12 protein-coding genes are annotated in these 12,115 nt (G+C 69.0%); 8 read left to right on the plus strand and 4 right to left on the minus strand.

The genetic code is table 11. The features are described 5' to 3' along the window. The first annotated feature begins 74 nt into the window (after positions 1-74). From hemQ to hemL, 7 genes are all read left to right on the plus strand, one after another. Entirely contained in the window at positions 75-788 is a 714-nt protein-coding gene (gene hemQ / locus J2X01_RS08205) for a hydrogen peroxide-dependent heme synthase (RefSeq protein ID WP_310055454.1), read from the plus strand. Then, the gene (locus J2X01_RS08210) at positions 785-2,059 is read left to right on the plus strand and encodes a ferrochelatase (RefSeq protein WP_310055457.1); all 1,275 of its coding nucleotides are present in this window, start codon (positions 785-787) and stop codon (positions 2,057-2,059) included. The genes hemQ and J2X01_RS08210 overlap by 4 nt, the downstream gene beginning before the upstream one ends. Continuing rightward, positions 2,056-3,054: a hydroxymethylbilane synthase gene (gene hemC, locus J2X01_RS08215; protein WP_310055460.1), complete on the plus strand. Its 999-nt coding sequence runs from the start codon at positions 2,056-2,058 to the stop codon at positions 3,052-3,054. Before J2X01_RS08210 ends, hemC begins: the two co-directional genes overlap by 4 nt. Positions 3,055-3,176: 122 nt before the next feature. Beyond that, positions 3,177-4,073: a uroporphyrinogen-III synthase gene (locus tag J2X01_RS08220; RefSeq protein ID WP_310055463.1), complete on the plus strand. Its 897-nt coding sequence runs from the start codon at positions 3,177-3,179 to the stop codon at positions 4,071-4,073. Then, a complete protein-coding gene (gene hemB / locus J2X01_RS08225) occupies positions 4,070-5,050 on the plus strand; it encodes a porphobilinogen synthase (protein WP_310055466.1) in 981 nt (326 codons plus the stop codon). The genes J2X01_RS08220 and hemB overlap by 4 nt, the downstream gene beginning before the upstream one ends. Beyond that, positions 5,050-6,153, plus strand: coding sequence for an LLM class flavin-dependent oxidoreductase (locus J2X01_RS08230; RefSeq protein WP_310055468.1), 1,104 nt, complete (start codon positions 5,050-5,052; stop codon positions 6,151-6,153). The genes hemB and J2X01_RS08230 overlap by 1 nt, the downstream gene beginning before the upstream one ends. A gap of 23 nt (positions 6,154-6,176) precedes the next feature. After that, a complete protein-coding gene (gene hemL, locus J2X01_RS08235; RefSeq protein ID WP_310055474.1) occupies positions 6,177-7,508 on the plus strand; it encodes a glutamate-1-semialdehyde 2,1-aminomutase in 1,332 nt (443 codons plus the stop codon). A 110-nt stretch (positions 7,509-7,618) separates the two neighbouring features. Here hemL and J2X01_RS08240 read toward each other — a convergent pair whose 3' ends face one another. The 4 genes from J2X01_RS08240 to J2X01_RS08255 form a co-directional block, all read right to left on the minus strand. Continuing rightward, a complete protein-coding gene (locus tag J2X01_RS08240) occupies positions 7,619-8,461 on the minus strand; it encodes a MetQ/NlpA family ABC transporter substrate-binding protein (protein WP_310055478.1) in 843 nt (280 codons plus the stop codon). A 160-nt stretch (positions 8,462-8,621) separates the two neighbouring features. Then, positions 8,622-9,293 (minus strand): methionine ABC transporter permease, encoded by a 672-nt coding sequence (locus J2X01_RS08245; RefSeq protein ID WP_310055480.1) that lies wholly within the window; start codon positions 9,291-9,293, stop codon positions 8,622-8,624. Then, positions 9,290-10,363, minus strand: a complete 1,074-nt coding sequence (locus tag J2X01_RS08250; RefSeq protein ID WP_310055483.1) for a methionine ABC transporter ATP-binding protein — start codon at positions 10,361-10,363, stop codon at positions 9,290-9,292. Before J2X01_RS08250 ends, J2X01_RS08245 begins: the two co-directional genes overlap by 4 nt. 308 nt (positions 10,364-10,671) lie before the next feature. Then, on the minus strand, positions 10,672-11,382 hold the full coding sequence (locus J2X01_RS08255) for a 3'-5' exonuclease (RefSeq protein WP_310055487.1): 711 nt from the start codon (positions 11,380-11,382) through the stop codon (positions 10,672-10,674). 140 nt (positions 11,383-11,522) lie between these two features. Here J2X01_RS08255 and J2X01_RS08260 point away from each other — a divergent pair, with 140 nt between their 5' ends. Beyond that, positions 11,523-11,939 (plus strand): MGMT family protein, encoded by a 417-nt coding sequence (locus J2X01_RS08260; RefSeq protein WP_310055490.1) that lies wholly within the window; start codon positions 11,523-11,525, stop codon positions 11,937-11,939. Positions 11,940-12,115: the final 176 nt, after the last annotated feature.

Here is a 12,115-nt window from a genome sequence, read left to right on the forward strand (position 1 = left end):
AAATAAAGCACTTCTACACGTCGTAGAAGTGCTTTATTTCGACTTCGCTGAGGGGAACAGGCAGACTGGTAACCATGAGCCACACTTCTGCCGAAACTGTCACTAAAACTGAATCCGCCAGCGAAGAATCAGCCGAGCAGTTCTTCACGCTCTGGACGGTTTTCAAGCGCTCCGCCGACGTGGTCCGCGGCGGCGAGGCTGCCGACGAGTTCGACGCCCTCACCGCGCGGCTGGCCGAGGCCGGCGTCGTCCACCGCGGCAGCTACGACGTTTCGGCGATGCGCGCCGATGCGGACATCATGGTCTGGCTGCACGGCTCCCAGCCGGAAGCCCTCCAGCGCGCCGTCCGGGACATCCGCCGCAGCAAGCTCTTCACCGGCACCGAGATAGCCTGGTCCGCCATGGGCGTGCACCGCGAGGCCGAGTTCTCCAAGAACCACACCCCCGCCTTCTCCCGCGGCGTCGAACCGGCGGAATGGCTTTGCGTCTACCCGTTCGTCCGCTCCTACGAGTGGTACCTGCTGCCCGACGCCGAACGCGGCGCGATGCTGCGCGACCACGGCATGCTGGGCCGGGAATTCCCCCAGGTCATCTCCAACACGGTGTCTTCCTTCGCGCTCGGCGACTGGGAATGGATCCTCGGCCTGGAAGCCCCGGACCTCGTGGACCTCGTGGACCTGATGCGCCACCTCCGCGCCACCGAAGCCCGCCACCACGTCCGCGAAGAAATCCCGTTCTACACCGGCCGCCGGGTGAGCGCCGCCGAAATCGCCGAGGTGCTCTCATGAGCCCCCTGGATCCACAGTCAGCCGTCCAGGCCGCCACCGCCCTCAACGAGCTGACCGAAGCCGGCCGGATGGCCCCGAAGGACTACGACGCCGTGCTCCTCGCCTCCTTTGGCGGCCCCGAGGGCCAGGACGACGTGATTCCGTTCCTGCGCAACGTCACCCGCGGGCGCGGAATCCCGGACGAGCGGCTCGAAGCGGTCTCGCAGCACTACCGCGCCAACGGCGGCATCAGCCCGATCAACCAGCAGAACCGCCAGCTCAAGGCAGGCATCGAAGCCGAGCTCGCCGCCCGCGGGATCGAACTGCCGGTGTTCTGGGGCAACCGCAACTGGGCCCCGTATATCCCGCAAACCCTCCAGGACATCCACGACGCCGGGCACCGCAAGGTCCTGATGGTCACCACCAGCGCCTACTCCTGCTACTCCAGCTGCCGCCAGTACCGCGAGGACATCGGCGTCGCGCTGACGGACACCGGCCTCGACGGCAAGCTCGAAGTCGACAAGGTCCGCCAGTACTTTGACCACCCCGGCTTCGTCGAGCCCTTCATTGAAGGTACCGCCGCCGGCCTCGCCGACGTCCGCGCCCGGCTGGCCGCTGCCGGCACCCCGGACGCGCCCGTGCACATCCTGTTCGCCACGCACTCCATCCCCACCCGCGACGCCGGGGCGGCGGGCCGCTCCGACGCCGAACCCCGCCAGTTCGAGGAAGACTCCGCCTACGTCGCGCAGCACCTCGCCACCGGAACCGAGGTCATCCGCCGGGTGGAGTCCGAGACCGGCGACACCGCCCCCTGGTCCCTGGTCTACCAGTCCCGCTCCGGCGCCCCGCACGTGCCGTGGCTCGAACCTGACATCAATGACGCCATCGAGGACCTCGCCGGCAAAGGCGTCCAGGGCATTGTGATTGTGCCGCTGGGCTTCGTCAGCGACCACATGGAAGTCGTCTGGGACCTTGACACCGAAGCCCTGGAAACCTGCGCCAAGCTGGGCCTGACCGCGAGCCGCGTTCCGACGCCCGGAACGCACCGCAAATTCGTCGCCGGAATCGTGGACCTGATCTGCGAGCGGACCGCCGCGAACAACATCGCGGACCGCCCGCACCTGACCAAACTCGGCCCCTGGTACGACGTCTGCCGCCCGGGCTGCTGCGCCAACTTCCGCGGCGAAAAGCCCACCATCGCGGGCGCCGACACCACCATCGGTATCGGCCATGATCCCTACCCGGACGCCGCCGGCACAGCCGCCCTGGCGGCGGGTCAGGACACGCTGTGACTGTCCGGATCGGAACCCGCGCCAGCAGACTGGCCCTGACGCAGACCCAGCAGACCGCTGACCAGCTGGCCGCGGTCGGCGGCTTCCCGGTCGAACTCGTCCACATCCGGACCGACGGCGATGTCCTCAAGGGCTCGCTGTCCCAGATGGGCGGCACCGGCGTCTTCGTCGCGGCCCTGCGCGACGCGCTGCTGCAGGACAAATGCGACGTTGCCGTGCATTCGCTCAAGGACCTCCCGACCGGTCCCGCGCTCGGACTGACGCTGGCCGCGACGCCGAAACGCGTGGATGTCCGGGATGTGCTGTGCGCCCGCGACGGGCTCAAGCTCGCCGATCTTCCTTCCGGGGCGACCGTGGGCACGGGTTCCCCGCGACGAGCAGCCCAGCTGCGGGCCGCCCGCCCGGATCTGGACATCCGTGACATCCGCGGCAACGTGGACACCCGGCTCGGCCGCGTCCCCGGCCTGCCGGGCAACAGCACCGATGACGTGGTCGAAGGCAAGAGCTGCGACCTCGACGCCGTCGTGCTCGCCGCCGCGGGACTGCACCGGATCGGCCGGCTCGACGCGGTCAGCGAGTTCCTCGAGACCGACGTTATGCTGCCCGCCGCCGGGCAGGGTTCCCTCGCGATCGAATGCCGCTCCGCCGACGCGCCGCGCAAGGCAGGATCCACCGCGGGCTCGCAGGGTGTGCTGGCGCAGGCCCTCGCGGCCCTCGACGACCCGGACACGCGGCTTGCCGTCACGGCCGAACGGGCGCTGCTCGCCCGGCTGGAGGCCGGCTGCGCGGCCCCTGTGGGCGCCTACGCCTACCGCAAGGGCAGCCTGCTGCACCTTGAAGCCGTGGTCTGCGCCGTCGACGGAACAGCCACTATCCGCGACAAAAAGGCTACCGACGGACTCACCGAGGTCGGGGCGACCCTGCTCGGAATTGAACTCGCCGAAGTCCTGCTGGCCCGCGGGGCCGCCGACATCGCGGACCTGGCCGCATCCTGAAACGCGGACTCCGGCAATTCATGGGACGGTTCAAAGCCCAAAACCCCGGTGCCCAAATCCCACGTGCCCAGGAGGTCCAGAACCCACCGGCCCCCGCCGGGCCGGAAGGGCAAGGGACGAGGGTGCCGGACGGTGCCCGGATCCTCGTCGCCCGCAGCCCCGACCGCGCCGCGGACCTTGTCGCCGCCCTGCGCGGCGCCGGCGCCGAGCCACTGCTGCTGCCGCTGATCGACTTTGAGCTGGCCAGCGACCAGCACTCCCTGGACGTGGCCTTCGACGCGCTGGGCGCCGGCGCCTACGCCTGGCTGGTGGTCAGCAGCGTCACCACCGTCCAGGCGCTCGAGGCCAAGGCGGCCGAGCGGGGAACAACCCTCAGCCGCTGGCTCCCCGGGAGCCTCCTCGTGGCCACGATCGGGCCCGCGACGCGCCGTTTCCTCGAATCCCGGGGGGTCGCCGTCGACCTGGCGCCCACCGGGCAGCAGTCCGGAACGGGGCTGACCGAGATCTGGCCCGAGCACCAGGGCAGCGTGCTGCTGCCGCAGGCGGACATCGCCGACCCCAGGCTGCGCCGCGGGCTGGAATCCCGGGGGGCGTTCGTCCAGGCCGTCACCGCCTACCGCACCGTGGACTACCCGGCCGACCCGGGCCGGAGCCTCGCCGCGTGCCTGCCCGCCGAGCCGACCGGTCCCGGAGCCCCCGCGGACACCGGAGCCGACGTACTCACCCCGGCCCAGGCGAAGGCCGACATCGGTGCCGGCCGGCTGGACGCCGTCGTCGCCGCTTCCCCCAGCGCGGCCCGGCGCATCCACGAGGACCTCGCCCCGCTGGGCGGCTGCCGCTTTGTCGCGATCGGACGGTCGACAGCCGACGAAGCGGAATCACTCGGCCTCGCCGTCGCCGCCGTCGCCGACAAACCCACCGCCTCCGGCCTTGTCGACGCCGTCATACGGTCCCTGGCCGGCCGGCCGTCCGCACCCCATCAGCCAGCCGAAGAGACCGCAGCAAAGGACACCGTATGAGCTTCCCGACCCACCGCCCCCGCCGGCTCCGCACCACCCCGGCCATGCGCCGGCTGACGGCCGAACACCGCCTCGCGGCCTCGGAGCTCATCCTTCCGGCGTTCATCCGTGAGGGCCTGACCGAGCCTAACCCGATTGCATCGATGCCCGGCGTGCAGCAACACACCACCGACACCCTCAAGCGCGCCGCTGCCGAAGCCGTCGAGCTCGGCGTCGGCGGCATCATGCTCTTCGGAATCCCCGCCGTCCGCGACGCCACCGGCACCGCTTCGCTGGACCCTGACGGCGTCCTGAACAAAGCGATCCGGGACGTCCGCGCCGAGGTCGGCGACGAGCTGGTCATCATGAGCGACGTCTGCCTGGACGAATTCACCGACCACGGGCACTGCGGCGTCCTCGACGCGAACGGCTATGTCGACAACGACGCCACGCTGGAGATCTACGGCCAGATGGCAGTGGCCCAGGCGGAGGCCGGCGCCCACATGCTGGGCCCGTCCGGGATGATGGACGGCCAGGTCGCCGTGATCCGGCAGGCCCTCGAGGCAGCCGGCCACGCCAACACGGCCGTCGTGGCGTACGCCGCGAAATACGCCTCCGCGTTTTACGGCCCGTTCCGCGAAGCCGTCGACTCGCAGCTCACGGGTGACCGCCGCACCTACCAGATGGACGCCGCAAACCGCCGCGAAGCGCTCCTCGAGGTGGAACTGGACCTCGAGGAAGGCGCCGACCTGGTGATGGTCAAACCGGCCATGAGCTACCTCGACATCCTCGCCGACGTCGCCGCGATGAGTCCCGTCCCGGTCGCGGCGTACCAGATTTCCGGTGAGTATTCGATGATCGAGGCCGCCGCCGCGAACGGCTGGATCGACCGCCGGGCCGCAATCAACGAATCCGTGCTGGGCATCAAACGGGCCGGGGCCAACATGGTCCTGACGTACTGGGCGAGCGAACTCGCAGGCTGGCTGAAGGAGTCCTGATGACCACGCCGACTGACCCGGCGTCCGGGACGAACCCTACCGCCCCCGTGGGCCCGGGGCGCATCCTGCTCGGACTGAACACCTTCGGCGACGTCGGGGTCTTCCCCGACGGGCACCCCGTCCCGCACGCCCAGGTGCTGCGCCAACTGCTCGAACAGGCCGAACTCGCGGACGAAGTGGGACTCCATGCCTTCGGCGTCGGGGAGCACCACCGCCGCGATTTCGCAGTTTCCGCCCCTGAGGTGTTCCTCGCGGCGGCGGCCGCCCGGACCCGGCACATCCGGCTCGGCTCGGCCGTCACGGTCCTGAGCTCAGATGACCCCATCCGCGTTTTCCAGCGCTTCTCCACCATGGATGCCATCTCGAACGGGCGGGCCGAGGTGATGCTGGGCCGCGGCTCCTTCGTCGAGTCCTTCCCGCTCTTCGGCCTCGACCTGGCCGACTACGAGGTCCTGTTTGAGGAGAAGCTCGAGCTCTTCGACAAGGCCCGCGCCCAGACGCCCATCCACTGGGAGGGCCGCACCCGGCCGGCGATCAACGGGCTCAGCGCCTACCCGCCGCTGGAGCACCACCTGCTGCCCGCCTGGATCGGGGTCGGCGGGACCCCCGAATCGGTGCTGCGCTGCGCCGAATACGGCTACCCGATCATCTTTGCGATCATCGGCGGACAGCCGCGGTCCTTCGCCCCGCTGGCGAACCTTTACCGCGAGGCGATGTCCAAGTACGGCCACCCGATGCAGCAGGTCGCCACTCATTCACCCGGCCACGTTGCCGGGACCGACGAGGAGGCGCGGGAGGAGTTCTTCCCGCACTGGCTCGGCCAGCGCAACCTGATCGGCGCCGAGCGTGGCTGGGGGCCGGGCAACCGTGCCGAGTTCGATGCCATGTGCGGCCCCGAGGGCGCCCTCTACGTCGGCTCCCCGGACACGGTCGCCGCGAAGATCGCCCTGCTGAAAGACACCCTGGCCGTGGACCGCTTCGACCTCAAGTACAGCAACGGCACCCTGCCGCACAAGGCGATGATGCGCTCGATCGAACTGTTCGGCACCGAGGTGGCGCCCAGGGTGGCCGCCCTGCTGGCCGGGGCTGCGCCACTCCATTGAAAGCGACAGAAAGAATAGCAACCATGACTTCCAGCCACCCTCGCAACGAGGAACTCTTCGACCGTGCCCGCCAGCTGATGCCGGGCGGTGTCAATTCGCCGGTCCGCGCATTCGGCTCCGTCGGCGGGACACCCCGTTTTATGGTCTCCGCGAAGGGCCCCTACCTGACCGACGCCGACGGCGCCGAGTACGTCGACCTGGTCTGCTCCTGGGGGCCGGCGCTGCTGGGACATGCCCACCCGGCGGTCCTCGCCGCCGTGCACGCCGCCGTCGACCGCGGGCTGTCCTTCGGTGCCTCGACACCGGACGAAGCCAACCTCGCCGCGATGGTCCAGGAGCGGGTCCCCGCCGCCGAACGCGTCCGGATGGTCTCCACCGGCACCGAGGCGACCATGACGGCCGTCCGGCTGGCCCGCGGATTCACGGGCCGTGACCTGATCATCAAGTTTGCCGGCTGCTACCACGGCCACCTCGACGGTCTGCTTGCGGCTGCCGGTTCCGGCGTGGCCACCCTGGCGCTGCCGGGCTCCGCCGGCGTCACGGCCGCAACGGCCGCGGAAACCCTCGTGCTGCCCTACAACGACCTCGCCGCCGTCGAAGCCGCCTTCGCCAAACACGGCGGGAACATCGCGGCCATTATCACCGAGGCCGCGCCCGCCAACATGGGCGTCATCACCCCGGGGGACGGCTTCAACGCCGGCCTGTCCCGGATCACCCGGGAACACGGTGCCCTACTGATCCTCGACGAGGTCCTCACCGGCTTCCGGACCGGGTACTCGGGCTACTGGGGACTCACCGGCGGCGCGGCCGCCGCCGCGCAGCCGTGGACCCCGGACCTGCTGACTTTCGGCAAGGTCATCGGCGGCGGGATGCCGACGGCGGCCCTCGCCGGCCGCGCCGACGTCATGGACTACCTGGCGCCGCTGGGCCCCGTGTACCAGGCCGGCACGCTGTCCGGGAATCCGGTGGCGATGGCCGCCGGCGTCGCGACCCTGACCCACGCCACCCCCGAGGTCTATTCCTTCGTGGATGCCCGCTCGCTGGAGCTGTCCGCTGCCCTTTCCTCGGCCCTGGAGGCGGCCGGGGTGGACCACTCGATCCAGCGTGCCGGGAACCTGTTTTCGGTGGCGTTCGGCACCTCCGCCCGCGGCGTGCACAACTACGACGACGCCCAGGCCCAGGAAGTGTTCCGCTACGCGCCGTTCTTCCACTCCATGCTGGACTCCGGCGTCTACCTGCCCCCGTCGGTCTTCGAAGCCTGGTTCCTGTCTGCCGCACACGACGACGCGGCGATGAACCGGATCTTCGACGCGCTGCCCGCCGCCGCCACGGCTGCGGCCGCCGCGAAGGCCTGACACCGGGGGCCGCAAAGGCCCCGGCGCGGGTTCCGGCGCCCGTTGTTAAACACTTGGGGCACCCGCCGCGGCGGGTGCCCCAAGTGTTTAAGCGGCCAGGGAACTGGGCCCTAGAAAGCCACGGTCACGTCGCCGTTGGGCCATTCCTTCTCGATGAAGGCCTTGACCTCGGGGGAGTGCAGGAGCTCGTCGAGCTTCTTAATGCGCACGTCATCCTTGGAATCCTCGCGCCAGGCCAGGAAGTTGGCGTAGGGGTTGTTCTCCACCGACTCGACTGCAAGGGCGTCCTTGGTGCTCAGGCCGGCCTTCAGGATGAAGTTGCCGTTGATCAGGGCCAGGTCCACGGAGGGGTCCTTGAGGTCGTTGATCAGCAGTTCGGGCTGGTTCTCGGAGAACTTCAGCTTCTTGGGGTTCTGCTCATCGCTCAGGGTCAGCACCGAGGTGTCATCCTTGATGTCCTTGACCAGGCCGGCGACCTGGAGGACCTTGAGGGCACGGACCTGGTTGGACGGGTCATTCGTGATGGCGATTTTGGCGCCGTCCTGGATGTCCTGGATGTCCTTGACCTTCTCCGAGAACGCGGCGTACGGCTCGATGTGCACGCCGGCACCGTGGCCGAACTTGTAGCCCTTGGTCTTCACCTGGTCCTCGTACCACGGCAGGTGCTGGTAGTAGTTGGTGTCCAGGGAGCCGTCGCTCAGCGCGGTGTTCGGCGTCTGGTAATCCTCAATCTCCTTGATGTCCAGCTTCAGGCCGGCCTTCGGGGCGAGGTCCTGGTTGATGAACTCGAGGATCTTGGCCTGCGGCACGGGGCTGGCGCCGACCGTGAGCGTGGCGGGCTTTGCGGGGTCCAGGGTCGTGACCTGGGCGCTGGGGGTGGACGAACCACCGCAAGCCGTCAGCGCCAGGGCAGTGACAATGCCGGTGGCCAAGAGGGTGAGTGACTTACGCATTGGATGCGTTCCTTTCGAAATAGCTGGATTCGCGGCGTTGGCCGTGATCCGCGCAGATGCAGAGGGCGGCTACCCGCTGCAGGTGGGGTGGTGTGTGAGGACGGGCAGGCCGGCCGGGTCAGGCCGGGGTGTCCGTGTCAGGGGCCGCTGGAACCGGGTCTCATCGGTGGTCGAGGCTGCGGGAGATCCGCTCGCCCACCAGCTGGATGACCTGGACCAGGACGATGATCAGCACGATGGTGACGAGCATGACCGTGACGTCGAAACGCTGGAAGCCGTAGTTGTAGGCGAGCTTGCCGAGGCCTCCGCCACCCACCAGCCCGGCCATCGCGGAAAAACCCACCAGCGTGACCACCGTGGTCGTGACGGCCGCGACGAGTGCGGGCAGGGATTCGCGCAGCATCACCTTGTTGATGACCTGCATCTTGGTGGACCCCATCACCTGGGCGGCGTCGATCTTGCCGTGGTGCACATCGCGCAGGCAGTTTTCCACGAGCCGGGCGAAGAACGGGATGGTGCCGATGGAGAGGGATACGGAGGCGGCGACCGGGCCGAGGCTCGTGCCGGTCAAGGTCCGGGCCACTGGTATGAGCGCCACCATCAGGATGGCGAAGGGGACGGAACGGGTGATGTTGACGACCACGTCGCTGAGGATCCGGTTGGTGACCGGCATCGGGCGCAGTCCGCCCGGGGCGGAGACGTGCAGGAACACGCCCAGCGGCAGGCCGATCAGCACGGTGAAGAAGGACGATATCCCCACCATCTGCAGTGTTTCGATGATGGCTTCGGGCAGGGCCTTGGCCAGGATGGGATTGCTGAAGATGTCGTTCATTCGTTACCTCCCTGTTCCCCGGTGGAGGGGACAGAGGTCGGGGGCGCCGCGTCGGCGAAGTCAGGGGCGGGTGCTGCGGGGGCCGCGCGCTTCGCGGAGATGCCGCGCTCGCGAAGGTAGGCGAGGACGGCGTCGAGGTCGGCGTTTTCGGCCAGCTGAACGCGCAGGTGGCCGAACTGCTGGCCGTCGAGCGTCTCGACGCTGCCGGCCAGGACGTTGATGTCAATGTCGAAGCGCCGGGCGACGCCGGTGAGGACGGGCTCCTTGGCGCTGTCACCGGAGAAGAGGATCTCCAGCACCGGTCCGCGCTCCAGCGCGCCCGGGAGCGGCTCGGATGCCGGCAGCGGCAGCAAAGCCCGGGCGAGCTGGCTGTCCAGATCGCCGGCCACGTCGCGAAGGGCGCCGTGTTCGACGATGCGGCCGCGGGAGAGCAGGGACACGGAGTCGCAGACGCGCTTCACGACGTTCATCTCGTGCGTGATGATCAGCACGGTGAGCTGGAGGCGCTGGGTAAGGTCCTGGATCAGGTCCAGGATTTCGTCCGTGGTGGCAGGATCCAGGGCCGAGGTGGGCTCGTCGCACAGGAGCACGTCCGGATCCGACGCCAGGGCCCGGGCGATGCCAACACGCTGCCGCTGGCCGCCCGAAAGCTGCGAGGGGTAGGCGTTCTCGAAGCCCTCGAGCCCCACAAGCTTCAGGAGTTCGGCAACCCGGGTCCGGATGCGGTCCTTCGGGGTTTTCACGAGTTCCAGGGGGTGTGCCACATTGCCGGCCGCGGTCCGGGAGTCCATCAGGTTCGCGTGCTGGAAGACCATTCCGATGCGCCGCCGCGCAGCCCGGATCTCCGAGTCCCTGACAGAGCTGAGCTCGGTGCCGTCGATGCTGACGGACCCCGACGTCGGGCGGTCCAGCAGGGTCAGGCAGCGGACAAGCGTCGATTTGCCGGCGCCCGAATGGCCGATGATGCCGTGGATTGAGCCCTTCGGCACGGAGAGGGTGACGCCATCGAGGGCCACCACTTCCTTTTTGCCCTGCTGGTAGACCTTGCGCAGGTCGGTAACTGTGATCATTGATCCCTTGGCGGTTGGGTGCACGGGCGGCATAACACACGTCCCGTTCTGAACTAAATTATGTCAGCGGTGCCAATTGGCGGCCACTCGCGCACCATCTTCGTAACAAAGCGGTCCTTGGCGTGGAAAATTCGTAGAATGCCGGGATGTCCCGGGCGGCGCGCGGGGAGGGCTGCGGCCGGCGGAATCCCCGCCTAACTCAGCTGGCGGACGCGTGCGGGCCCGGCGTGTGATTTTTATCCCAGAGAGGCCTCGGTGGACCGGCACTGCGGTAGGAACGGATGCGGCGGGCAGCGGCCGATATGCCTCTAGAAGTCGCCGCGGCTGGCGTCCTCGGGCGGCAGCACCGGCCAGTCGCCTTCAATCACGGCGGCGGGTTTGGTTTTGCGCAGGTAGCTCTGGAAGTCGGAGGCCTGGGCCGAGGCCCATTCGATCTGCAGCTGGTGCAGGTGGCTGGCCGGCATCCGAAGCTTCGGAAACTTCCCTGCCATCGCGTCGAGCATGCGCGACGTGGCGAGGGCGTCGGCGGCGGAGGTGTGCGCGTGGTCCAGATCCACCCCGTATTCCTCGCAGAGGGCCGTGAGGGTGCGTTTGCCCTTGCGGTAGCGGTCCACCTGCTTGTTCATGATGTACGGATCCAGCACCGGGAAGCGGCTCAGCTGCGGCACCCCATACCGGGCCGATTCGGCGGCGAGCACGGTGAAGTCGTAGCTGGCGTTGAAGGCGATGACCGGCACGCCGGTATCGAAGAGGTCCTGGAGCACCGCGGCGACCTCCCGGGTCACGTCGGCCGCGGGGCGGCCCTCGCTGCGGGCCCGCTCTGTCGTGACGCCGTGGATGTCACTGGCCTCTGTCGGAATCTCGACGCCCGGATCGGCAAGCCATTCGTGTTCTTTGATGATTCCGCCGTCAGCGTCCACCACGGTGATGGATGCGGTGACGATCCGCGCGGCACGGGAATTCCGGCCGGTGGTTTCCAGGTCGAACGCTGCGCGGGGGAGGGTGTTCCAAGTGCTCATGCGTCAACGCTACCTGCCGGCACTGACAGTATTGCGCCACCACCCCGTGTCCCGGCCCGCGCCCCAGACCGTGGTATGGGAGCGGCTGGGGTGGGCCGGCGGCTGCCCGCCCACCAGCCTCCGGCCGCTAGGCTGGTGCCATGCGGATGGAGTATGTGGAGGCGGTGCTGGACGTGGTGGCGCTGATCCCCGCAGGTACCGCGGTGGCCTATGGTGACGTAGCCGAACTGCTCGGTTCCGGCGGTGCCCGGCAGATTGGTGCCGTCATGAGCCACCACGGCAGTGCGGTGCCCTGGTGGCGGGTCCTGAAGGCCAGCGGTGACGCGCCCCCGGGGCACGAGCGTGAGGCCCTCGCCCTCTATGTCCTGGAAGGAACCCCGCTGCTGGGAAACTATGCGGAATACCTCCGCACCGGCGAGGGACGCTGGCGTGTGGACCTGATGGCTGCCCGCTGGGCACCCAGCGACGGCGACTTCGACCGGATCGACGCCGTGGCCGAGCGGCTGGAACGCACCCTGCGCAAACTGTCGGCCCCCGATGATGAAATGACCGTGTGAGCCTTCCCAGCAAGAACCCAACGTCCGCCCCGCCCACATCAGCACCACATGCAGCACCACCGCCCGCCGCAGGCCGGCCCGCCGCAGGCCGGCCCGCCGCAGGCCGGCCCGCCGCAGGCCGGCCCGCCGCAGGCCGGCCCGCGAAAGGCGGGCAGCGTCCCGCCAGGCCGGGCTCC

This window comes from Arthrobacter ginsengisoli, from assembly GCF_031456935.1.
In the GTDB taxonomy this organism is placed as follows: Bacteria; Actinomycetota; Actinomycetes; order Actinomycetales; family Micrococcaceae; genus Arthrobacter; species Arthrobacter ginsengisoli.

Bases quoted from the DNA above. Each gene is read 5' to 3' on its own strand.
- J2X01_RS08255 (WP_310055487.1), bottom strand. From the start codon at position 11,382: ATGAGCACTTGGAACACCCTCCCCCGCGCAGCGTTCGACCTGGAAACC.
- J2X01_RS08230 (WP_310055468.1), top strand. From the start codon at position 5,050: ATGACCACGCCGACTGACCCGGCGTCCGGGACGAACCCTACCGCCCCC.
- J2X01_RS08210 (WP_310055457.1), top strand. From the start codon at position 785: ATGAGCCCCCTGGATCCACAGTCAGCCGTCCAGGCCGCCACCGCCCTC.
- J2X01_RS08250 (WP_310055483.1), bottom strand. From the start codon at position 10,363: ATGATCACAGTTACCGACCTGCGCAAGGTCTACCAGCAGGGCAAAAAG.
- hemQ (WP_310055454.1), top strand. From the start codon at position 75: ATGAGCCACACTTCTGCCGAAACTGTCACTAAAACTGAATCCGCCAGC.
- hemB (WP_310055466.1), top strand. From the start codon at position 4,070: ATGAGCTTCCCGACCCACCGCCCCCGCCGGCTCCGCACCACCCCGGCC.
- hemL (WP_310055474.1), top strand. From the start codon at position 6,177: ATGACTTCCAGCCACCCTCGCAACGAGGAACTCTTCGACCGTGCCCGC.
- J2X01_RS08260 (WP_310055490.1), top strand. From the start codon at position 11,523: ATGCGGATGGAGTATGTGGAGGCGGTGCTGGACGTGGTGGCGCTGATC.
- J2X01_RS08240 (WP_310055478.1), bottom strand. From the start codon at position 8,461: ATGCGTAAGTCACTCACCCTCTTGGCCACCGGCATTGTCACTGCCCTG.
- J2X01_RS08245 (WP_310055480.1), bottom strand. From the start codon at position 9,293: ATGAACGACATCTTCAGCAATCCCATCCTGGCCAAGGCCCTGCCCGAA.